Origin of the sequence: Sporosarcina koreensis (assembly GCF_042655825.1) — a bacterium.
In the GTDB taxonomy this organism is placed as follows: Bacteria; Bacillota; Bacilli; order Bacillales_A; family Planococcaceae; genus Sporosarcina; species Sporosarcina koreensis.
Genome location: NZ_JBHSNP010000011.1, coordinates 224085 through 245965, shown reverse-complemented (window position 1 = coordinate 245965; position 21881 = coordinate 224085). Strand labels below are relative to the sequence as shown.

The following is a 21881-nucleotide window of genomic DNA, read 5'->3' as shown; positions in this document are numbered from 1 at the left end:
ATTACGCCTCTCTTCCCGACAACAAGTAGACGAGTTCCAGGTGGATCTGGGATGCCATCTGTTTAACATCTTCGATTGAGACCGCCTCCCAATTGGCTATCCATTTATCTGCTGTGAAATCCTCATCCAATTGTTTATATTGATCGTATACTTCGATTTGGCCCCTTGCCGAATCGAATGCGCTGCGAATACTATTCGTCAGCAAGGCAACTGTCTGGTCAAGCTCCAAATCGGATATGTTTCCGTTTTGCATTTCATCAATCTGCTCACCGATCAGCTTGACGGCTTTCTCTTCAAGTTCCGCATCAATCCCTGCCATGACGTACAGAATGCCGTAATATGCCGCATAGGCGCTATTGACAGTGTATGCCATACTTTCTTTTTCCCGGACGTTCATGAACAGCTTGCTATGTGCAAAACCACCCAACACACCATTCGTCACTTGCATTTTTGGATAGTCGGGATGGAAGAAGGAAACTGGAGTGCTATAGCCAACTTGCAGCTTCCCTTGCTTCATGTCCTGTCTTTCAAATACTTGACGGGCCTCTTTGACTTCTTTATCGGGTTGTTCATATTGTTTTTTCGTGACGGCTCTTGTTGCAAACCCGAACATCGACTTAATTTTTTCTATGAGTTCGTCCTCTTGGATATCTCCGACAACATAAATGTCGATTTCATCTTCATCCAACATGCTCTTGTATGTATCAAGGAGCGTTGCATTCGTAATACTTTCAACATCCGCTTCGGTACCGCTTGCCGACATCGACGCAGGATCATTCGGACGCATCAGTTCAAGCATGCGCTTATGTGCGTATCTTCCTTTGTCGTCATAAATGGATCGGATCCTTTCGATTACTGTCCGTTTTTCCCGGTTCACGATTGTACTATCGAATGATCCGTCCTTTAAATTCGGATTAAAGATGACGGAGTGGACCATTTTCAACGCTTCATCAAAGACACCGGACGTAGACAGGTATTCATCGTTCACACATTCCATATTTAATGAAACGATATGGGAATTGCCCCGCTTTCCTGCATCCATGAAAAAGACGGTGCCATATAATTCATCCAATGCTTTACGCAAATCGCTCTGCTTTGGATAATCAGCGTTCGAATCTTGGAGTACATTTGATAAAACCGCCCGGTATGCTGCCTGTTTTTCATCCAGTTCAGCCAACCATTTGATGGACATCGTTATCGTTTTAAATTGGTCCGTTTTACGGATGTATAAATTGACTCCTTTTTGAAGCTCAACCTTTGTAAACATACGAACACCTCGTTTTTCCTTTATTATACGAATACCCTTCTACAATATACATTTCATCCTATATGCAAGGCAAAATAAACGCTTTTCAAAACAAAAGCGGAGGGTGCCTGCTTAGAAGCGACAGGCATAAGTCAAAGATGCGAAGGGGCGCACTTTGCCACACAGCAACTTTGACTTATGACCCGAGCTTTTGGCGCCCGGAGCTAGACGCGAACGAACAAAAACGCCTGGACTCCATTCGTTGGAAATCCAGGCGGTTGATAGATTTATTATCTGCTGCCTTTGATGTAAGGTACACCGTTCGCTTTCGGCGCATTTGCCTTACCGATAAACCCTGCCAATGCAAGGATTGTCAAGACGTAAGGTAAGATGTAGAAATAGACTGTCGGAACATTTTCAATGAAACTGATGGATCCGGCACTGATTGCAAGCGCTTGGGCAAACCCGAAGAAAAGGGCCGCCCCCATCGCACCAATCGGATGCCACTTACCAAAAATCATCGCTGCCAATGCCATGAAGCCTTGGCCATTAATCGTTGCATGTCCGAAATCCCCAGTCATCGTTTGTGAGTAGATTGCTCCACCGATACCTGCAAGACCACCAGAAATGATGACTGCGGTATACCTGATTTTCGTCACATTGATCCCCATCGTGTCCGCCGCCATCGGGTGCTCCCCTACTGAACGCAAACGGAGTCCGAATGGCGTCTTATAGATGACGAACCAAGCAATTATTGCAACAAGTATCGCCAACACAGAAGTTCCGTAAACCGATTTGAAAAACATCGGTCCAATCACAGGGATATCTTGCAAAATCGGTATATTGACACGCGGTATTTTCTTTTGGATGAAATCCGTCTGTCCTTTTCCGAACATCATTTTTACAGAGAATAAGGCAATCGCAATACCGAGCATATTGATTGCCACCCCGGAAACGACCTGATCTGCCCGGAAAGAAACCGAAGCAACAGCATGCATAACCGAAAAGAGGGCGGAAACAAACATGGCGACCAATAGCGCGATCCATGGCGTCCAGCCGCCGAACACATCGGCATATGCCAAGTTGAACACGATTCCTATGAACGCACCCATGACCATGAGGCCTTCAAGTCCAATATTGACTACGCCGGAACGTTCAGAGAAAACGCCGCCGATAGCAGTTAAAATGAGAGGGGCTGCATAAGCGATTGTAGTCGGCACGATAAAATACAGCGCTTCTAAAAAGCTCATGTCATTTCGCCTCCTTTTTCTTATTCAATCGTTGCAGTCCAACCCGGATGATGTACCCGCAGGCAACAAAGAAGATGATAAGTGCAATGACGATTGATACGATTTCAAGTGGAATTCCTGCAGCATTCGGCATATTGTTCGCTCCATATTTCAACGATCCGAACAATGATGCACCGAAGATAATTCCAAGTGGGGCGTTTGCACCGAGCAATGCGACGGCGATTCCGTCAAATCCAATGCCGGTAAAGCCGCCTTGGTTCGTCATACTACCGAACGTCCCAAGACCTTCCATCGCTCCCCCGAGACCCGCGAATGCTCCCGAAATGAGCATCGATAAAATGATGTTTTTCTTGACGCTCATCCCTGCATATTGGGAAGCGTTCTCGTTGAAACCTACAGATTTCAATTCAAAACCGGTTTTCGTCTTTTCAAGGATGAACCACATGACAACGACCATCGCAAGTGCTACGAATATTCCATAGTGAAGAGTGGAATAATCGGTTAAATTCGAAAGGAATTCCGAACGCAAGGAAGCGGTCGGCTGTATCCTTTCCGTCTTATAACTTCCACCTGACACTGTCTTGATCAATGCGTTAACGACATGAAGTGCTATATAGTTCATCATGATCGTCACAATAACCTCATGGACACGAAGCGTTGCTTTCAAGATCCCCGGGATCAAGCCCCACAACGCCCCTGCCGCAGCTGCAGCCAAAAGGGCAAAAGGCAAATGGATGTACATCGGCAATGTAAACGCCGAGCCGACGTAAGCCGATGCAAACCAGCCGACCATGAGCTGTCCTTCTACTCCGATGTTGAAAAGCCCAGTCCGGAAGGCGAATGCGACCGCTAGTCCGGCAAGGATGTAAGGGCTGATCTGACGAATCGTTTCGCCGATCGCATAACTATCTCCGAAAATACCATTCCATAATGCTATATAACCAGCTATAGGATCATAGCCGCTGAAAAGCATGACGATGGCTCCTACGAGTAAACCAAGGATGATCGAAATGGCTGGCACTAAAATTTTGATCAATCTATTAGACATCTCGATCCGCACCTTCTTTCATTACTTGCTGCTCTCTCTCTTCCCTGGAATGACCTGCCATTAAAAGGCCGAGTTCCTGTTCGTCCGTTTCAGACGGAATGACCGTATCGACAATCTGGCCGTCATGAATGACCGCAATGCGGTCTGAAACGTTCATGACTTCATCCAATTCGAACGAAATGAGGAATACAGCTTTTCCTTTATCACGCTGTTCAATGAGCCTTTTGTGGATGAACTCAATCGCTCCGACATCCAGCCCCCTCGTTGGCAATGCCGCAATGAGCAGATCGGGATCACGTGAAACTTCACGTCCGATAATTAGCTTTTGCTGATTCCCACCGGATAAGGCGCGGGAAAGTTCGTGTACACCTTGCGTTCTGACATCATATTCCTCAATGATCTTCGCAGCTTTTTCTGAAATGACATCATAATCCATGAGGCCATTTTTTGAATACGGAGCATGGTAATACTCTTGCAATGCAGCATTGTAACCGACAGAGAAATCGAGGACAAGACCATGTTTATGACGGTCTTGAGGAATATGTCCCAAGCCCGCTTCCGTAATTTTTCTCGGCTTCAATCCCGTTATATCTGTTGTATTGATCGTGATTTTTCCGCTTTTAACTTTTCTCAAGCCCGCAATCGCTTCAATCAATTCGGATTGACCATTTCCGTCAATTCCAGCCAAGCCGACAATCTCGCCTTTTCGGACGGAAAGATTCAAGCCCTTCACTTTTTCGACGCCCCGATAGTCCACGACTACAAGATTCTCGATGTGCAAAACTTCTTCGGTCGGATTAGAGGGCCCTTTTTCTGTTTTGAATGTAACTTGTCTACCAACCATAAGCGTGGCCAGTTCTTCAGGGTTCGTTTCGGAAGTGATCACCGTCCCAATCCCTTGACCTTTCCGGATGACGGTTACCCGATCAGAGACATCCATAATTTCCTGCAATTTATGAGTGATGAGAATGATTGATTTACCTTCGGTGATGAGTTTCTTCATAATTCCAATCAATTCTTGTATTTCCTGTGGTGTCAAGGAAGCAGTCGGCTCGTCAAAGATTAGTATATTCGCACCGCGATAAAGCGTTTTCAAGATTTCCACACGTTGTTGCATCCCGACCGAAATATCCTCGATCTTTGCATAAGGGTCAACATTCAAGCCATACGTATTTGAAATCTCAGCCACTTTTTTTGCCGCATCTTTAATATTGACGACACCCATCTTTTTCGGTTCATTGCCCAAAATGATATTTTCTGTGACCGTCAAATTCTCGACAAGCATGAAATGTTGGTGGACCATTCCAATTCCTAGATCGTTCGCGACATTTGGACTTGTCACGTTCACCTTTTTCCCGTTGACGCGAATTTCTCCCTTTTCGGGTTGATAGAGTCCGAACAACACATTCATCAATGTTGTTTTTCCAGCACCGTTCTCACCTAGCAGCGCATGGATTTCCCCTTTTCTCAACTGCAGGGTGATGTTGTCATTCGCCCGAAAATTACCGAATTGCTTTGTAATGTTCAACATCTCAATGACATGCTCCAATGGATTCACTTCCTTGTATAATGATTTCTCTTTAGTATTTGGTAATAAAATGAACACAATAAAAGGTTCTTTCGTAGAAAAAACCTTTTAGTCTATCATTTTACCAGGGCTTTTCTCACAACAAAGGCCGGAATGAACCGGCCATTGTCATTGTGATTATTTGTTATTATTATTTTGCGAACTCAGGTACTTTGATTTCACCATCAGCGATCTTTTTAGCATATTCTTCAACTTGCTTCATAACATCGTCAGGAATTGCACCACGTGAATCTGCTAGTTTTACGCCATTGTCTTGAAGACCATAAACTTTTGTTTCACCGCCAGGGAATTTGCCTTCCTTAGCGAGCTTCGCAATATCTTGTACCGCTACGTCAACACGTTTAAGCATTGAAGTCATTGTGATGTTGTCGTCACCGACTTGACCTTCATCGTATTGGTCGGAGTCAACGCCGATTACCCATACGTATGCGTCTTTGTCAGCAGCTTTACGCTCTTTCGCTTCCGTGAAGACACCGTTTCCTGTACCACCAGCTGCGTGGAAGATGATATCTACGCCAGAAGAATACATACGGCCAGCTTCTGCTTTACCAAGCTCAGCTTTGTCAAATGCACCAGTGTATTTAACGTCAACTTTGATATCCGGATTTACAGCTGCTACACCCGCAACAAATCCAGCTTCAAAGCGTTCAATAACCGGGATTTCCATACCGCCGACAAAACCGATTTTATTGGATTTTGTCATCAATGCTGCAGCAACACCTGCAAGGTATGCACCTTCTTGCTCTTTAAAAAGGATGCTTGCTACGTTAGGCTGTTCGACAACACCATCGATGATTGCGTAATTCGTTTCCGGCTTTTGTTCAGCGATTGTATTGATCGCTTCTTCCATCAAGAATCCTACACCGAAGACAAGATCGAAGTTACGACGAGTAAGCGCATTCAAGTTGGATGTATAATCCGCTTCGCCTTTCGATTGAAGATATGCGTAGCCCCCGTCCCCTTCACTCAAACCATTATCTTTACCGAAATCTTGGATTCCTTTCCAAGCAGATTGGTTGAACGATTTGTCATCAATTCCGCCGACATCCGTGACCATTGCTAGTGAAAACTCGGATTCGTTTCCACCTTTTGAAGTTGTTTTCTCTTTGTCTGTACCGCATGCGCCGAGTAATGTTCCGGCTGCTAGAACCAATGATAATGCAAGACCGTATTTACGTTTGCTCACCGATTGGACCTCCCTGTTTTTTATTTTGGTATGATATATGACGTATTTAACGTCTTAATTGCACAATAAAATGTGCATTATACCCTTTTACGGACTACATGGAAGCTGAACTTATCAGCCCTGAAATAGTTTTTGGAGTAAAGGACCATTTCGCCTTCCTCGCTGTAATGATGCTGCAGTAAAACAAGAAGAGGAATGTCAACTCCACATCTAAGTATAGAAGAGGCTTCATCGTCATAACCGACCGGTTCGATGTTCGCCACGGCTTGGACAATCCTGATTTCGCCTGATTTCTCAATCAAATCGAAAATGGATTCATTCAAAATGAGGTCCGATCCGACGCCAAGATTTTTTGATAGTACATGATCGATGCAATAGACAACGGGTTCCCCGTCTGCAGTCCTGACTCTTTTAATCGTAACAAGACTATCATTTGCCTCGCAATTGAACTTCTCAATCATCTCATCATTCGGTAGATTCTCTTGCACGTCCATAAAAATTGTGCCAGGAACCATGCCGGCGTCACAGATCATGGAGGAGACGCTTGATAGCTGTTCAATTCCGGATGAAAATAATGGCCGCGGATTAACGAAAGTGCCGACACCGTGTTTGCGGACGATGACTTTATCCTCTTCAAGTACCCTTAATGCTTCGCGAAGTGTCGCCCGGCTGACGCCAAGCGTTCTGGCAAGCTCGAATTCAGATGGGAACTTTTCATTTTCCTTGAAAACACCGGAGTCGATATCCTCTTTCAGCCGCTCGATCACTTGCACATATAAATGCCTTTGATCTGTTTTCACCACCATTTTAATCCCCCCTCCCCGTGAGGTTAGACCTCAGATGTGTTACCTCATTTCTCAATCATCCATACTATATCATTTTCATACTCCAAAATAAACATCTGTTTTTCAAAAAAAGTAGAAACTATGAGAAACCCTTGTAAAATGTACTTCTTTTGTCATGTTTTTCATGCGTGATAATCTGCATCTGCGGTTGACGTGAGGACTTGTCTCGGCTTACTACCCTCCGGAGGACCTACTACGCCCCTCATTTCCATTTGATCAACGATTCTTGCAGCTCTTGAATAGCCTATCCGGAATCGGCGTTGCAGCATGGAAACCGAAGCCGTCTGCATTTCGATGACAAGTTGTACCGCATCATCATACAATTCATCCGTCTCTTCATACGGTTGGATCTCTTCCACTTCCGTCGGGATCATCTCTTCCTGGTATTGCGCTTTTTGCTGCTCAATAACGAAATCGACGACAGCCTCGACTTCCTGATCGGAAACGAATGCCCCTTGGACCCTGACCGGCTTGGATGCTCCGGCCGGCAAAAATAACATATCTCCGCGTCCGAGCAGCTTTTCAGCGCCGGCTCCGTCCAGAATTGTCCTCGAATCGACGGCCGAAGAAACTGCAAATGCGATTCGTGACGGGATATTCGCTTTTATTATACCTGTAATAACATCCACACTTGGCCGTTGGGTTGCAATAATTAAATGGATTCCTGCTGCACGGGCCATTTGGGCAAGTCGCGTGATGGAATCTTCCACATCACTTGAAGCGACCATCATCAAATCTGCTAGCTCATCGACGATGACGACGATGTACGGCATACGTGGATGCTTTTCGTCGTTTTCCTCATTCCACTGTTCGATATGTTCGTTGTATCCTTCAATATTCCGGGTGCCTGTATGTGAAAACAGCTCGTATCTTCTTTCCATTTCTGAAACGACCTTTTTCAATGCCTGGGAGGCTTTCCGCGGATCGGTCACGACTGGCGCCAACAGATGAGGGACGCCATTGTAGACATTCAGTTCCACCATTTTCGGATCGATCATCATCATCTTCACTTCATGCGGCTTCGCGCGCATTAAAATACTAATGATGATTCCATTGATACAAACACTTTTCCCGCTTCCCGTCGATCCCGCGACAAGGACATGCGGCATTTTATTCAATTCGGCCATCATTGCCTGACCTGTCACGTCTCTTCCAAGAACAATGCTCAGCTTCGAATCCGGGCGATTATTCTCTTTTGAATCAATCACTTCCCGCAAGCTGACGATGGCTACAGCTTTGTTCGGCACTTCAATACCGACTGCCGACTTTCCTGGAATTGGCGCTTCGATCCTTATATCACTTGCTGCCAAGGCAAGGGCAATATCGTCAGCTAAGCTGACGATTCTGCTCACTTTTACTCCCGTATCAGGCAGAACTTCGTATTTCGTTACAGCAGGACCTAAATGGACTTGGGTTACTTTCGCTTTCACGCCGAAGCTCAAAAACGTCCTTTCAAGCTTTTGTGCATTTGCATGGATGGAATCGTATTCCGCAGATTGGTCATTTAACGGCGTCTGCCGAAGCAATGATGAAGGAGGCAAAACATATGAAACATTTTCCTCTTCGCCGGATACACCCGAATAAGTTGGAACTTCACTGTCATCCTGTTCAATTGCCTGAGGGGCCACTACTTCCTTCTCAATGACTGCTGCATGCTCATCATTGGTCGAAACCGGCTCAATACGTTCATTGAATGCCGATATGATCGGTTTTGATATGACCTCTTCCTGTTCCTCGATTGTTGCCGCTGGAATATCCTGCATACCTTCAATAGGAGGGGACTTTTTCGAACGCGTCGACCTGGTTTGCGCTTGCTGATTTCCTTTTTTAGGAACTTTCTTTTCTCTTCGCTCTGTTTTGGATTTCAACGAGTCGATCACTTTCGGGTAAAGATCCGCAATATAGGGGACGAGCGCCTTACCAGTGAGCAGAATGATCCCAATCAATAGTAAAAGAACACCTGCCACGGTGGCACCTGCGGAATCAAATAAAGAATGGAAGAGTGCGAATAGCATAGCCCCCGCTAGTCCTCCCCCAAGAGCCCCGCTTCTTGATGCGATTCCTTCGTTCGTGACGAGCACTTTCCAAGTTTCTTTAAAAGCTGAATTGGACATAAGCACTTTACTTTCATAAAGCTCTTTAAATAAATAAATATGGCTGAATAATAGCAGACTTGCCAATATGAATAAACTACCGCCGACAATGCGGTTTTTCCAACCGATCGCCTTCCGTTTCACCATGAACAGAAGTGCCTGGACGATCAACAGCAGCGGAACAGCCCCATGCCAATTCCCGAATAGCAGTCTTGCAAAAGACGATAGACCTCTTCCAACAATGCCAAATTCAAAAATGATGATAATAGCGAACCCGATCATCGTCAAGCCGCCCACTTCGTACAATAACGGATGGAGGCCTTCATTCTTCTTTTTTGATGCGGCCGCCCTTTTCTTTTTCTTCGATTTTTTAGACATGTCACGCCTCCTTTTGAAAAAAGGATTTCCCGCCGTTCGGTCGGCATGGAAATCCTTTTCTCAAGTTCTGTCGTTGTTCCGTGTAACCTCTTTTTTCTTCCGTGTTAATGGATTAATACTCCATGATGATCGGGATGATCATCGGTCTTCTCTTTGTCTGTTGGAATAAATAAGAGCTTAATGTATCACGGATCTCTTGCTTTATGTTTGTCCATTCGAACGTATCTTTATTCACATACTTTTCCACGATTTTCCGTACGAGGTTTCTCGACTCATCAAGAAGCTCTTCGGATTCCCTTACATAAACGAAACCGCGGGAAACGATTTCCGGACCGGCAGCAATCCTTTTCTGTCTGCGGCTTAACGTAATGACGACAGTGAAAATGCCATCTTGTGACAGCAGCTTACGATCACGCAATACGATATTGCCGACATCGCCGACGCCGATTCCGTCGATGAGGATATTTCCGGCTTGTACACGACCGCTCATCCTCATCTTATCATTTTTATATTCGACAATATCCCCTTTGTCCGCAATGAAGATTTGGGATTTTTGCAATCCGACCTGCTGTGCAAGTTTTGAATGCGCGATAAGCATTTTATATTCCCCTTGGATCGGGATGAAATACTTCGGCTGCATCAAATTCAACATAAGCTTCAAGTCTTCCTGGCTGCCATGTCCAGATACATGGACATTCTTCGAAGCAGTGATGACGTTTGCTCCGGCTTTCGATAGCTCATTCGCCATCTGGTACATGGAAACTTCCATTGTAGGCGATGGAGTGAATGTAATAAGGACTGTGTCCGTATCTTTGATTTTAATATCTTTATGGTGTTTGCGGACGATCTTTTCTAAAGCGTCGAGCGGTTCACCTTGGTTACCCGTAACGATAATGACGATTTGATCATCGGAATATTTGCCGATGTCTTTTACGGAAATAACGATTTCCTCGTCGATTTGCAAGTACCCTAATCGGACGCCGACTTCAAAATAGCTTTCAAGGCTCTTACCGACAACCGCGACCTTCTTGCCCGTTTCCAGCGCTTTATCGAAAACCTGCTGGATCCGGATGAAATTGGAAGCGTACAAGGCAACTAGAATGCGGCCGTCCACGCTATGGAATGTAGTAGATAACCGGTCCTCGATGACGGATTCGGATGTCGTATACCCCGGACGTTCGGCTTCGTTTGAATCGGACATTAGGATGAAGACACCCTCTTCACCCAATGCCGCCATTTTTGCGATGTCCGGACGATATTTCCCTTTTGCGGATTGGTCAAACTTGAACTCGCCTGTATGGACGATTGCACCTTCGCTCGTATGGAACACGATGCCAAGGGAATCTGGGATGCTATGTGTCGTATGGAAAAAAGTCACATACGTATTTTTGAAGTTCATCCGGCTTTTATTCGTCACTTCAAAGAATTTCACGCCTGCAGGAGCAGGCATCTCTTTCAGATGCTCCTTCGCCAAGGCAAGCGTCAGTTTGGAACCGTAAACGGGAGCTTGTACTTTTTGCAACAAGTACGCGATGGATCCGATTGCATCTTCGTGACCATGGGTTAGGAAGATCCCTTTCACCCGATCTTTATTTTCCTCGATGTATGTCAGGTCAGGAATGACGATGTCAATGCCGAGCATTTCGCCTTCCGGGAACATAAGCCCCGCGTCAACGATGAAAAGCTCGTCGTCAATTTCAACGACGTACATCGCTTTTCCGATCTCCCCGACACCTCCTAGCGGTATCACTTTTATTATTTCATTTTTTGTTTTTGCCACATTTTTTCCTCCTATACTTTGTTTGAAAAAGACTGGTGTTGGACTTTGAACCGTCTATGTATGCGAGACTTGCGTTTATGTTTCCGCCAAAACTATCTTATTGAATTCCAACTGTCCATTTTCATTTGATTATGTTGTTGTTTGTTATTTGAATACCCGTCCACAACGACTAAGTTTCATTATACGTGAGAATGCCCCTACTACACAAACAAAAAAAGCCGGTGATTGCTACCGGCTTTGTTTTAATGAAAAACATGCTCATTTTCTTTGAATTTATCCCATACTTTGTCGAATGCGGAAGCCCCTTCACCGAGACCTGCAACCAACGGCATCCTTACCCCTCCGGTATCGATTCCCATCTTAGCGAGTGCATACTTCACCGGGACAGGGTTCGGAGCTGAAAAGACTGCGTTGAACAAAGGCAGCAATGTCCTATGCATCAACGCGGCATTCGCCGTATCGCCAGATCTGTAGGCTGTGATCATTCGCTGCATTTCAGACCCGGCAATATGGGAAGCGACCGAGATGACCCCGTCTCCACCGATGGATAGGACCGGCAGCGTCAACGCATCATCTCCGCTGTACACTTTGAACCCATTGTCCGTGCCTGAAATGATTTCAGACATTTGATCGAGGCTGCCGCTTGCTTCCTTGACAGCCCGGATATTCTTGATTTTCGATAATTCGATGACGGTTCCCGCCTCCATATTGACTGCTGCCCTACCGGGTATGTTATACAGCATGATCGGCAGTTCCGTCTCTTTCGCAATATGTGCGAAATGCGTGACAATCCCTTTTTGGTCCGGCTTGTTGTAATAGGGGGTCACGAGCATGATTCCGTCTGCACCCAGCTCATCTGCCTGTTTTGTCAGTTTGATGGATTCTGCTGTATTGAAGGTTCCCGTCCCTGCAATGACGGGAATCCTTTTATTAACGATTTCAATTGCATATTTGAATAAATCCGATTTCTCTTGATGGTTTAACGTAGGTGATTCCCCCGTAGTCCCACAGACGATCAATGAATCCGTCCCCGTAGCAATCAAATGCTCAATCAGCTTTTCGGTCAAGTCAAAATCGATGTCTCCGGCATATGAAAAAGGAGTGACCATCGCTGTGCCAATTTGTCCAAGTTCCATTCTGACCAGTCCTTTTCATGGCTTTTATGTTGAAACGATTCTCCTCATTTTCCGGCTGAAACGGCATTTCACAACCGTTTCAAATTTATTTAATCAATTCCTCTGCAATTTGGACCGAATTCAGCGCTGCGCCTTTCAGCAAGTTATCTGAAACGATCCACATATGAAAGCCTCCAGGATGCTTCGGATCTTTCCGGATGCGCCCAACAAAGACTTCATCTTTCCCCTCGGCGAATAACGGCATCGGATACAATTGTGCGGATGGATCGTCCTGGACGACAACTCCCGGCGCGTTTTCCATCGCAGCACGGATGTCGGCGACAGTCGCATTTTCATCGCCCGTTTCGATATAGACGGATTCCGAATGGCCTGTCACGACAGGAAGACGGACGCAAGTGGCAGTAACAGCCATTTCTTGGTCGCCGAAAATCTTTTTCGTTTCATTCATCATTTTCAATTCCTCTAAAGTGTACCCCGATTCATCGAAAAGATCGATTTGTGGGATAGCGTTGAACGCAATTGGATAATGACGTTCGGCTGAAGCGCTTGGAAGCAGTTCCGCTTTGATATGCGCGCGTTCCGAGAATTGGGTGCTTTGCTGATCAAGTTCATCAATCGCTTCAGCACCCGCTCCTGAAACTGCTTGATAGGTTGATACGATGATCCGCTTGATGCCGAATTTTTCCTTGATCGGCTGAAGCGCGGCAACCATTTGGATTGTGGAACAATTCGGGTTCGCGATGATTCCGGAATGTTGTTCCAACGTTTGCGGATTCACTTCTGGAACAACAAGCGGTATGTTTTCATCCATCCTGAACGCGCTCGTGTTATCAATAACGACAGTTCCGCGTTTCACCGCTTCGTGCGCAAACTTCTGGGAAATGGATCCTCCCGCGCTGAAGAATGCGATGTCGACGCCTTCAAATGATTCAGGCACCGTTTCTTCGACTATATATGTTTGACCGCCTGCAGAGATTTCAAGACCGGCAGAGCGCTTCGAAGCCAGCAATTTTATTGAGTTTGCAGGAAATTTTCTTTCCAATAGTTTTTCAAGGATTTTTGTTCCCACTGCACCGGTTGCGCCAACAATTGCTACATTCAGATTTTCTTTATTCATCTCTATCTCCCTTTCATTTGTAAGGACAGTCGGATATATATACGTATTTTTGTTTATTGATGCACATGAATGAAATTCATATTTATGCAAAAACAAAACTTCATCCTAGGTCCCATATGTGTTCATTGGAGAAAGTATATCATATCCGAAAGTTTTCTGCGTTGTATCTTTTATTTTATTTATGAATAATTAAAAGTGGTTGTAATTGTCGGTGTTCGAGGGCCGCAGCCGCAGCAGGAACCATTAATGTAAAATCGGAGATCAATGAGTTCGGTTTTTTGAAAGGATCGTCTTGACCGAACGGGATGAAATATACATTTTTCATGTTCAATAACTTCATGATGTTCGGGCCATTCAATCCCAATGCGTCATTTGTTGAAATGCCAAGCAACACCGGGCTGCCGTTCCGCAAAGTGGCCTTTGCCGCCATCAATACTGGCGAATCTGTCGCGGCATTAGCGAGTTTGCTAATGGAATTTCCAGTCATCGGTGCAATGATCATACAGTCGACCGGGGAACTTGGACCGAACGGCTCAGCCCCTACGATTGTAGAAATGACTTTTTCACCTGTCGCTTCTTCAATTCTTGCAATCCATTCCTCTCCTGTCCCGAATCGGGTTGCAGCGGTAAGGACGGAGTGTGTAATAACTGGAACTACCGTCGCCCCGTTTTCCTGCAAATCGCTGATAACGGGCAGTATTTGGTCATACGTACAATGGGATGCCGTAATACCAAGGCCAATTCTTTTCCCTTGTAGCATCTTTTTCCCCTTTCATCTACTATTCATCCTCAGCAACGCTTCGGACAAAGCCTTAGCGGCATCTGCCGGAAAATGTTTTCCCGGCAATCCGAGGTGTATTGTATAGTATTCATCAGGGGCATTGTCCCTTAGGCAACCGGGCGCAGATGCCAAATCATAAATCCGCAATGTGGAGTCCGTTCCGACATTCAGCCATTTCGCGGGTATCGTATTAACGAGAATCCCTTGTAAGTCGACTGTTCCGGTCGGCAACGGCATCGTTTGATAACCGAATGCGGATGCTTCCCCAAGCTGATCTGCGGAACGCGCCAATATCGTTACAGAGCCACCAAGAGATGAAAGGGCAGCAGCTGTCGTTTTACCGACTTTTCCGAACCCGGCAATGTGAAAATGTTCACCGGATACCCGCCGTTTTGCTGAGGAGTAGTATTCCAGCAGAAATCCTTCTGCTGTCAAAACAGCATTTTCCCAGACAAACTCCACTTCCTTCAAGTAGGGGCGGATAGGGATGCCGGCTTCATTGAAAGGCGAAAGCCATTCTTTTGTAGCTACTCCAGGATAAAGAATTGTTGATGGATTAATTTTTTCTACAGGAATGGCACCTTCCATTTGCAGAATCGGAAAAACGATATGAGCCGGAGAGAATTCGTCAAGGATGTCGGCCAGCTCATCGGTATAATCGTTTCCGTCATAATGGAGCACTTCGAAGCCATGATTCTCGATAATCCGGCTGCATTCCGATAATCGGCGGTCCGTTCCGATGAACAGCCATTTTCCATCAATTGTCGTCAATATCAAACTCCCCCAAACTATGTGTTTTTCCAAAAAGAATCCGGTGCTCCCCAATCAATACGATCTCGCTCCAAGGTATGAACTCCGAGGTCTCCTGTTCCCTATTTCGGAATGGAAATCTTCCGAATTTCTTTTTCACTTCGAAGCCGATGATCGCTCCTGTTTTTCGATTGAAAATCAAATCCGTATCTGCAAGAAAGCCATAGCGGATTCCTTCCTCCACTTGGATAAGTTCTTTTTGTGCCATTTCAGATAGCAGCATGTCTTTGCCCCCTTTTAAATGTCCTGACTCATCATATGATTCAGAGGAGGCAAAGCTGACACGTTTCTAAAACCGGATTCTTTTCACCGCTTTTTTCGGGGCGATGACGGAAATCGCTCGCTCCCTGGCAAACGTCTCGCGCGCGATCGAATTGACATTGTCCATTTCCACTTTATCGATCAGGTCAACTACTTCGTCGATCGTCTTATGCTCTAAAAGAATCAGCTCATTCTTGCCGTTGCGATGCATTCTCGATTCAGAACTTTCAAGGCCGAGCAGGAAGCTGCCTTTCAATTGCTCCTTCGCATTGTGCAACTCCTTCTCTGTCACTCCATCCGCCATAATGTCGCGGATGATGCTATCCATCGTATTCACCATCTCTTCCAAATGTTCAGGTCCGCTTCCCCCATAAATGACGAATGAGCCTGTTGACATATACGATGAATAATAGGAAAACACGGAATAAGCAAGCCCTTTCTCCTCTCGGATTTTTTGGAACATCCGGGAAGACATCGTTCCTCCTACGATGCTATCGAGCAGAATCAAATCATGCAGACGGTCATCGGTTAGTGTGAGACCCGGATAACCGATGCAAATATGCGCTTGTTCGATATCCTTGGATTTCGATATTCTGCCGTTGTGGAAGACAGGGCGAGTTGCCTCAATCGAATCAGATGATCCTTTCCGGATGAATGAGTTGAATAGGTTTTCGATGAATCCAATCAATTCATCGTCATAATTTCCTGCTATCGAGATGACGGTATTTTCAACAGTGTAGTGCTTCGATATGTACTTCTCGATCATTTCCTTATCGAATGAATCAATTGTTTCTTTAATCCCGCCAATCGACCTTCCAATCGTATGCTGCGGGTACATGACTGACCAAAGCCGTTCATCAACGTCATCATCAGGCGTATCTTCCACTGACGCGATTTCATCCAAAATAACGGATTTCTCTTTTTGAATATCAGCTCCGTTAAAACTGGAATTGAAAAACATGTCCGCTAATATTGTTAACGCTTCTTCCGCATGATGATCGAGCACCGTCGCATAATAGCAAGTCATCTCTTTGGAAGTGTACGCATTAATATCCCCGCCTATCCGGTCGAATTGTTCTGCGATCATTTTTGCGCTTCGTGTCGCCGTACCTTTGAAAAGCATATGTTCAATGAAGTGGGAAAGCCCCCATTCCTTTTCTGTCTCATCTATGGAACCGGCCTTCACAAATAGGCCGATTGCCAATGAGCGGACATATGGCATCTTTTCATGGATAATTCTGACGCCGTTTTGGCATATCTTTTTTTGTATCAATTCTTTTCCCCCCGCTAATTGAAATAACAAAAAGCCACCATCTTCACACCATCGTAAAGTGGGGCTTTCCATTATTATATGCAAATCGTTTATTCGTTTTTCCCTTTTTCCGCCGCTTCTTTTTCTTCTTTCAAAACGACTTTGCGGGAAAGATTCACGCGACCTTGATTGTCAATTTCAATGACTTTGACAAGAAGTTCATCGCCCATTTTCAATACATCCTCAACAGCTTTCGTACGCTCTTCCTGGATTTCAGAAATATGGAGAAGCCCGTCTTTGCCTGGGAATATTTCTAGGAATGCACCGAATTTCTCAATCCGTTTCACTTTACCTAGGTAATATTCTCCGACTTTTGCTTCTCGTACGATGTTTTCAATCATCGTTTTCGCTTTTTCGTTCATGTCCGAGTTAGGGGAAGAAATGTAGATTGTGCCATCTTGTTCCGTATCGATTTTAACATTCGTTTCTTCAATGATCTTATTGATAACTTTACCGCCAGGCCCGATGACATCACGAATCTTGTCAGGATTGATCCGGATCATGATGATCTTCGGCGCATATTGTGAAAGTTCTTCGCGTGGCGCGGAAATGGTCGCCATCATATGATCAAGGATATGCATCCGTCCGATTTTCGCTTGAGTTAAAGACTCTTCCAAAATTTGACGGGATAGTCCCTCGATTTTAATATCCATTTGCAAAGCGGTAATCCCTTTTTCAGTTCCGGCAACTTTAAAGTCCATATCTCCAAGATGGTCTTCCATCCCTTGGATATCTGAAAGAACGGAATAATTGTCCCCTTTTTTCACAAGTCCCATTGCGATTCCCGCAACTGGCGCCTTGATCGGGATTCCTGCGTCCATCATCGCCATTGTAGAGGCACAGATTGACGCTTGGGAGGACGAGCCGTTGGACTCCAATACTTCCGCTACGAGACGGATTGTATATGGAAAATCTTTCTCATCCGGGATGATCGCTTCAAGTGCTCGTTCCCCAAGGGCACCGTGACCGATTTCACGACGGCCCGGTCCACGGATAGGACCTGTTTCCCCTACGCTGAAGTTCGGGAAGTTATAGTGATGCATAAAACGTTTTGATTCTTCAAGTCCAAGTCCATCGATGATCTGAACTTCACCTAAAGCCCCTAATGTACATACGCTGAGCGCCTGGGTTTGTCCACGTGTGAACAAGCCTGAACCATGCGTGCGCTGCAAAATGCCTACTTCCGATGCTAACGGACGGATTTCATCCAATCCACGGCCATCAGGACGGACTTTTTCATCCGTGATGAGTCGGCGGACTTCTTCCTTAACAAGGTGATCCAGAATGTTCTTCACTTGCTTTATCGTATCTTCATCCGACTCTTCATTTGTGTAGTGCTCCATCACTTCGTCTTTTACAGCGTTGATCGCTTCTTCACGTGCATGCTTCTCTTCAGTTTGGATGGCGCTGATAAGATCGGCTTCACATTTATTTTTCACTTCAGCAAGCAATGCTTCGTCAAGTTCGAATAATGTAATTTCCATTTTTTCTTTGCCGACTTCTGCAATGATCTTTTCTTGGAATTCGATCAATTGGATGATCTGCTCATGACCGAACATGATTGCTTCGAGAATGATATCCTCCGCAACTTCCTTCGCTCCTGCTTCAACCATATTGATGGCATCCTTTGTTCCTGCAACGACGAGGTCAAGCTCGCTCACTTCCAATTGCTCCGGCGTCGGGTTCACAATGAATTCGCCATCGATGCGTCCGACTTGTACGCCGGCAATCGGCCCTTCGAAAGGAATGTCGGAAATGGACAATGCGAGCGATGAGCCGAGCATTGCTGCCATTTCAGATGAACAGTTCTGATCGACAGACATGACAAGTGAAATGACTTGCACGTCATTACGGAATCCATCCGCAAACAACGGACGGATCGGACGGTCGATGAGGCGGCTCGTTAAAACGGCCTTCTCCGATGGGCGTCCTTCACGTTTGATGAAACCGCCTGGAATTTTCCCTACGGCGTATAATCTTTCTTCATAGTTGACTGTCAACGGAAAGAAATCAAGTGCTTTCGGATTTTTCGAAGCGGTTGCTGTAGATAGCACGGTCGTGTCTCCGTACCTTACAAGTACAGCGCCGTTCGCTTGTTTCGCAAGCTGGCCCGTTTCAATCGTTAACGGTCTTCCAGCCCAATCAAATGAATAAACTTTTTTCTGTTCTGTCATTATGGTACCCCTCTCTAATTTCAAACATGGACATCATACGAAGTATGTATTACGTAGTAGTGTATCAAAAAAGAAGGACATATGCGAAAAATTAATCGTTCAATAAAAAAAAGCGGGCAAGGCCCGCTTTTCGTATACATCTTATTAACGGCGAAGGCCGAGTTTGGCAATAAGATCACGGTAACGTTGAACATCAGTTTCACGTAGGTACTTAAGTAGTCTACGACGAGTACCGACCATTTTATAAAGACCACGACGAGAATGGTGATCCTTCTTGTGTGTACGTAAATGGTTGTTCAAGTTGTTGATCTCTTCAGTAAGGATAGCGATCTGTACTTCAGCAGATCCAGTATCGTTTTCATGAGTTTTGAATTCGTTGATCAATTCATGTTTACGCTCTTGTGTAATAGCCATCCTTTTCACCTCCTAATCATTAAATATCCCCAAATCCCGAGCAAACGTTGGTGATTCGATAGCCAAGGAAAGGTTTGTGCTCTAGCACTGATTTATCATAACATGTGTGGTTTGAGGATGCAACAAAGAAGTCGAAATGAGCGGATATCAACGCCCTGACAGCAACTGCTTGGCTGTTTCTTTGTCTTTGCCGATTTGCTGAATAAGTTCATCAACCGATCCAAATTTCTTTTCTGCACGGATTCTTGCTATCCAATCGACGGTGACTTTTTTTCCGTATAGATCGGAGTTGAAATCGAGGACGTGGACTTCTACGCTCGGTTTCATCTTATCAGGATCGTGGAAGGTAGGTTTCACTCCTACGTTGCAGACGCCCTTATAAAATTGACCGTCAACGGAGAATAGGACAGCGTAGACACCGTTTGCTGGCAGGATTGTCTCTTCGTCGATAGATACGTTAGCTGTAGGGAAGCCGAGCAGCCTGCCTCTCTTCTCGCCGTCTATGACGGTACCGACCGTTCTGAACGGTCTTCCGAGCAATGAGGCGGTCTTTTCGACGTCTCCTTCGGAAAGAAGTTTGCGAATCCGGGTCGATGAAATCTTTTCAACGGAATCGGTCACTTTTTCAATGATTGTCGTACCGTATTCACCTGCAGAAAGCGCGGCCATCTGTTCCATAGTGCCCGCTCCTTTTGAACCGAACGTGAAGTCGAAGCCGGCGGTCACATGCTTGATGCCCAAGCCTTTAATAAAAATTTCAATGAAACGCTCCGGGGAAAGGGAAGCAAGTTCCCAATCGAACGTTACGATGAAAAGCGTATCGACACCCATTTCTTCTAGAAGCCGGGACTTTTCCGGATATTTTGTAATGTAGCCGACCTTTTCTCTTCCCTTGCCAAACAGGTGCGACGGATGAGGATCGAATGTCATAACAGCTGTACGGATCCCTAATTGCTCCGCTTTTGTTATCGCTTCATTGATTACTGTCTGATGTCCTTTATGCAGCCCGTCGAAAAAACCGATGGCTAGCGAAAAAGGGCCTTTGTCATCGACAGCTGTGTGAGATGGATAGTGCAAATGGTAAATTTCCATGAGATTCTCCCCTACTGATTGAATGGAAACATCTTTTCAGGTTTCATCAATCCCTCTTTTGTCGGATGGTTGCAATAGATGGCAATCGCCTTTTGTGATTTCGTAAAAGCAATTGCCTCATTGTCCGCCAGTGCAGGATGCTGTGGTAATACTTGTCCGTTTATTATCTTACCATACAAATCATCGTCGATTTCGACGAATTCAAATTCGGCAAGCGCCTCTTCAAGCGGTCGGATAAATTGTTGGAGAGTGTTTTTCTTCTTGTGCTCTTCCACTTCTGCAAGCGTCAAACAATCATTCTGCCGGAAGTTTCCTGATGCCGTACGGACCAAAGTTGCCATATGGGCTGGATACCCAAGTTTTTCGCCAATTTGCACGGATAGCGTCCGGATATATGTGCCTTTTCCGCACGCTATCCGGATCATGAACTTGATTTCTTCCCCTTCGAACGTCTCGCGATCATCAAGCAATTCGATTTCATAAATATGTACAGTCCGTTCGGGTCTTTCAACTTCGATTCCTTTTCTGGCGTATTCATATAGCCTTTTGCCATTCACTTTTACTGCGGAATACATCGGTGGAATTTGCACAATCTCTCCGGTGAGCTGTTCAAGTGCATTAAGAATCTCCAAACGGCTGATTTTTTTATTGGAATTATCTGTCGAGACAGGTGCCCCTTCCGCATCTTCCGTTTCAGTTGATGTGCCAATCGAGACTGTGGCAATATACTCTTTTCCTGCGTCTGTCACGTATTCCGCAACTTTTGTAGCTTGTCCAAGGCATATTGGGAGGACGCCTTCCACGTTGGGGTCTAGTGTCCCTGTATGCCCCACTTTTTTCATGCCTACTATTTTCCTGAGTTTGAATACGCAATCATGCGAAGTCATCCCTTTTTGCTTCCACAAAGGAAGAATCCCATCCATATTCATCCTCCTCACTTTAGCTTTAGTAACAAAAAGAAGGAAGCCGGAAAGTCCATTCGGACGCCGACTTCCTCCAATCGTTCATTCTTCTTCACTATTCACTTGACGAAGCAGCGATTCGATACGATTTCCGTATTCGACAGAATCATCAAATGCAAATTCGATTTCAGGTGTCTTCCTGAGTCTGATCCGTTGCCCGATTTCAGTGCGGATAAAACCTTTCGCCTTCGTCAGACCGGCAAGAGTCGCCTCTTTTTCAGATTCATTTCCTAATACCGAAATGAATATGGTCGCCTGTTGAAGATCACCTGTCACTTCGACGTCCGTCACAGTAACGAAGCCGATGCGAGGATCTTTCAATTTTTGGCTGATGATTCCACCTAATTCTTTCTTCATCTGTTCAGCAACACGATTTGCACGCATAGACATAGATGGTCACCCCGATTC

19 protein-coding genes are annotated in these 21881 nt (G+C 45.4%); all 19 read right to left on the bottom strand.

The genetic code is table 11. The features are described 5' to 3' along the window. Position 1: 1 nt before the first annotated feature. The 19 genes from yfmF to rbfA all read right to left on the bottom strand — a co-directional run bounded on the left by yfmF (position 2) and on the right by rbfA (position 21863). Positions 2-1267 (bottom strand): EF-P 5-aminopentanol modification-associated protein YfmF, encoded by a 1266-nt coding sequence (gene yfmF, locus ACFPTP_RS07795; RefSeq protein ID WP_381443423.1) that lies wholly within the window; start codon positions 1265-1267, stop codon positions 2-4. Between the two features lie 269 nt (positions 1268-1536). Then, the gene (locus tag ACFPTP_RS07790) at positions 1537-2496 is read right to left on the bottom strand and encodes an ABC transporter permease (protein WP_381443422.1); all 960 of its coding nucleotides are present in this window, start codon (positions 2494-2496) and stop codon (positions 1537-1539) included. Position 2497: 1 nt separating this feature from the next. Continuing rightward, on the bottom strand, positions 2498-3544 hold the full coding sequence (locus tag ACFPTP_RS07785; RefSeq protein WP_381443421.1) for an ABC transporter permease: 1047 nt from the start codon (positions 3542-3544) through the stop codon (positions 2498-2500). Beyond that, entirely contained in the window at positions 3537-5093 is a 1557-nt protein-coding gene (locus ACFPTP_RS07780; protein WP_381443420.1) for an ABC transporter ATP-binding protein, read from the bottom strand. Before ACFPTP_RS07780 ends, ACFPTP_RS07785 begins: the two co-directional genes overlap by 8 nt. Positions 5094-5262: 169 nt before the next feature. After that, positions 5263-6318 (bottom strand): BMP family lipoprotein, encoded by a 1056-nt coding sequence (locus ACFPTP_RS07775; protein ID WP_381443418.1) that lies wholly within the window; start codon positions 6316-6318, stop codon positions 5263-5265. 77 nt (positions 6319-6395) lie between these two features. Continuing rightward, entirely contained in the window at positions 6396-7124 is a 729-nt protein-coding gene (locus ACFPTP_RS07770; protein WP_381443417.1) for a GntR family transcriptional regulator, read from the bottom strand. Between the two features lie 161 nt (positions 7125-7285). After that, positions 7286-9634 carry a DNA translocase FtsK gene (locus ACFPTP_RS07765; protein ID WP_381443416.1) on the bottom strand — a complete coding sequence of 783 codons (2349 nt, stop codon included), beginning with the start codon at positions 9632-9634 and terminating at the stop codon, positions 7286-7288. Positions 9635-9746: 112 nt separating this feature from the next. After that, entirely contained in the window at positions 9747-11414 is a 1668-nt protein-coding gene (locus tag ACFPTP_RS07760) for a ribonuclease J (RefSeq protein WP_381443414.1), read from the bottom strand. Between the two features lie 242 nt (positions 11415-11656). Beyond that, complete coding sequence (gene dapA, locus ACFPTP_RS07755) at positions 11657-12550, bottom strand: 4-hydroxy-tetrahydrodipicolinate synthase (protein WP_381443412.1); 894 nt, start codon at positions 12548-12550, stop codon at positions 11657-11659. An 85-nt stretch (positions 12551-12635) separates the two neighbouring features. Beyond that, a complete protein-coding gene (locus tag ACFPTP_RS07750) occupies positions 12636-13667 on the bottom strand; it encodes an aspartate-semialdehyde dehydrogenase (protein WP_381443410.1) in 1032 nt (343 codons plus the stop codon). Positions 13668-13842: 175 nt separating this feature from the next. Then, positions 13843-14427, bottom strand: coding sequence for a dipicolinate synthase subunit B (locus tag ACFPTP_RS07745; protein ID WP_381443409.1), 585 nt, complete (start codon positions 14425-14427; stop codon positions 13843-13845). A gap of 12 nt (positions 14428-14439) precedes the next feature. After that, positions 14440-15219 carry a hypothetical protein gene (locus tag ACFPTP_RS07740; protein ID WP_381443408.1) on the bottom strand — a complete coding sequence of 260 codons (780 nt, stop codon included), beginning with the start codon at positions 15217-15219 and terminating at the stop codon, positions 14440-14442. Then, positions 15206-15481 carry a YlmC/YmxH family sporulation protein gene (locus ACFPTP_RS07735; protein WP_381443407.1) on the bottom strand — a complete coding sequence of 92 codons (276 nt, stop codon included), beginning with the start codon at positions 15479-15481 and terminating at the stop codon, positions 15206-15208. The genes ACFPTP_RS07740 and ACFPTP_RS07735 overlap by 14 nt, the downstream gene beginning before the upstream one ends. A gap of 66 nt (positions 15482-15547) precedes the next feature. Next, positions 15548-16792: a M16 family metallopeptidase gene (locus ACFPTP_RS07730; protein WP_381443406.1), complete on the bottom strand. Its 1245-nt coding sequence runs from the start codon at positions 16790-16792 to the stop codon at positions 15548-15550. A gap of 89 nt (positions 16793-16881) precedes the next feature. Next, positions 16882-19005: a polyribonucleotide nucleotidyltransferase gene (gene pnp, locus ACFPTP_RS07725; protein WP_381443404.1), complete on the bottom strand. Its 2124-nt coding sequence runs from the start codon at positions 19003-19005 to the stop codon at positions 16882-16884. Positions 19006-19149: 144 nt separating this feature from the next. Further along, on the bottom strand, positions 19150-19419 hold the full coding sequence (gene rpsO / locus ACFPTP_RS07720; RefSeq protein WP_239429857.1) for a 30S ribosomal protein S15: 270 nt from the start codon (positions 19417-19419) through the stop codon (positions 19150-19152). A gap of 147 nt (positions 19420-19566) precedes the next feature. After that, positions 19567-20511 carry a bifunctional riboflavin kinase/FAD synthetase gene (locus ACFPTP_RS07715; protein ID WP_381443402.1) on the bottom strand — a complete coding sequence of 315 codons (945 nt, stop codon included), beginning with the start codon at positions 20509-20511 and terminating at the stop codon, positions 19567-19569. 11 nt (positions 20512-20522) lie between these two features. After that, the gene (truB, locus tag ACFPTP_RS07710) at positions 20523-21434 is read right to left on the bottom strand and encodes a tRNA pseudouridine(55) synthase TruB (protein ID WP_381443401.1); all 912 of its coding nucleotides are present in this window, start codon (positions 21432-21434) and stop codon (positions 20523-20525) included. Between the two features lie 81 nt (positions 21435-21515). Beyond that, entirely contained in the window at positions 21516-21863 is a 348-nt protein-coding gene (gene rbfA, locus ACFPTP_RS07705; RefSeq protein WP_381443399.1) for a 30S ribosome-binding factor RbfA, read from the bottom strand. Between the last annotated feature and the right edge of the window lie 18 nt (positions 21864-21881).

What these genes read in the sequence shown, in the direction of transcription:
- ACFPTP_RS07790 (WP_381443422.1), bottom strand. Translation starts at nt 2,496, where the DNA reads ATGAGCTTTTTAGAAGCGCTGTATTTTATCGTGCCGACTACAATCGCT.
- yfmF (WP_381443423.1), bottom strand. Translation starts at nt 1,267, where the DNA reads ATGTTTACAAAGGTTGAGCTTCAAAAAGGAGTCAATTTATACATCCGT.
- ACFPTP_RS07770 (WP_381443417.1), bottom strand. Translation starts at nt 7,124, where the DNA reads ATGGTGGTGAAAACAGATCAAAGGCATTTATATGTGCAAGTGATCGAG.
- rpsO (WP_239429857.1), bottom strand. Translation starts at nt 19,419, where the DNA reads ATGGCTATTACACAAGAGCGTAAACATGAATTGATCAACGAATTCAAA.
- ACFPTP_RS07765 (WP_381443416.1), bottom strand. Translation starts at nt 9,634, where the DNA reads ATGTCTAAAAAATCGAAGAAAAAGAAAAGGGCGGCCGCATCAAAAAAG.
- truB (WP_381443401.1), bottom strand. Translation starts at nt 21,434, where the DNA reads ATGGATGGGATTCTTCCTTTGTGGAAGCAAAAAGGGATGACTTCGCAT.
- rbfA (WP_381443399.1), bottom strand. Translation starts at nt 21,863, where the DNA reads ATGTCTATGCGTGCAAATCGTGTTGCTGAACAGATGAAGAAAGAATTA.
- pnp (WP_381443404.1), bottom strand. Translation starts at nt 19,005, where the DNA reads ATGACAGAACAGAAAAAAGTTTATTCATTTGATTGGGCTGGAAGACCG.
- dapA (WP_381443412.1), bottom strand. Translation starts at nt 12,550, where the DNA reads ATGGAACTTGGACAAATTGGCACAGCGATGGTCACTCCTTTTTCATAT.
- ACFPTP_RS07785 (WP_381443421.1), bottom strand. Translation starts at nt 3,544, where the DNA reads ATGTCTAATAGATTGATCAAAATTTTAGTGCCAGCCATTTCGATCATC.
- ACFPTP_RS07735 (WP_381443407.1), bottom strand. Translation starts at nt 15,481, where the DNA reads ATGCTGCTATCTGAAATGGCACAAAAAGAACTTATCCAAGTGGAGGAA.
- ACFPTP_RS07745 (WP_381443409.1), bottom strand. Translation starts at nt 14,427, where the DNA reads ATGCTACAAGGGAAAAGAATTGGCCTTGGTATTACGGCATCCCATTGT.
- ACFPTP_RS07715 (WP_381443402.1), bottom strand. Translation starts at nt 20,511, where the DNA reads ATGGAAATTTACCATTTGCACTATCCATCTCACACAGCTGTCGATGAC.
- ACFPTP_RS07750 (WP_381443410.1), bottom strand. Translation starts at nt 13,667, where the DNA reads ATGAATAAAGAAAATCTGAATGTAGCAATTGTTGGCGCAACCGGTGCA.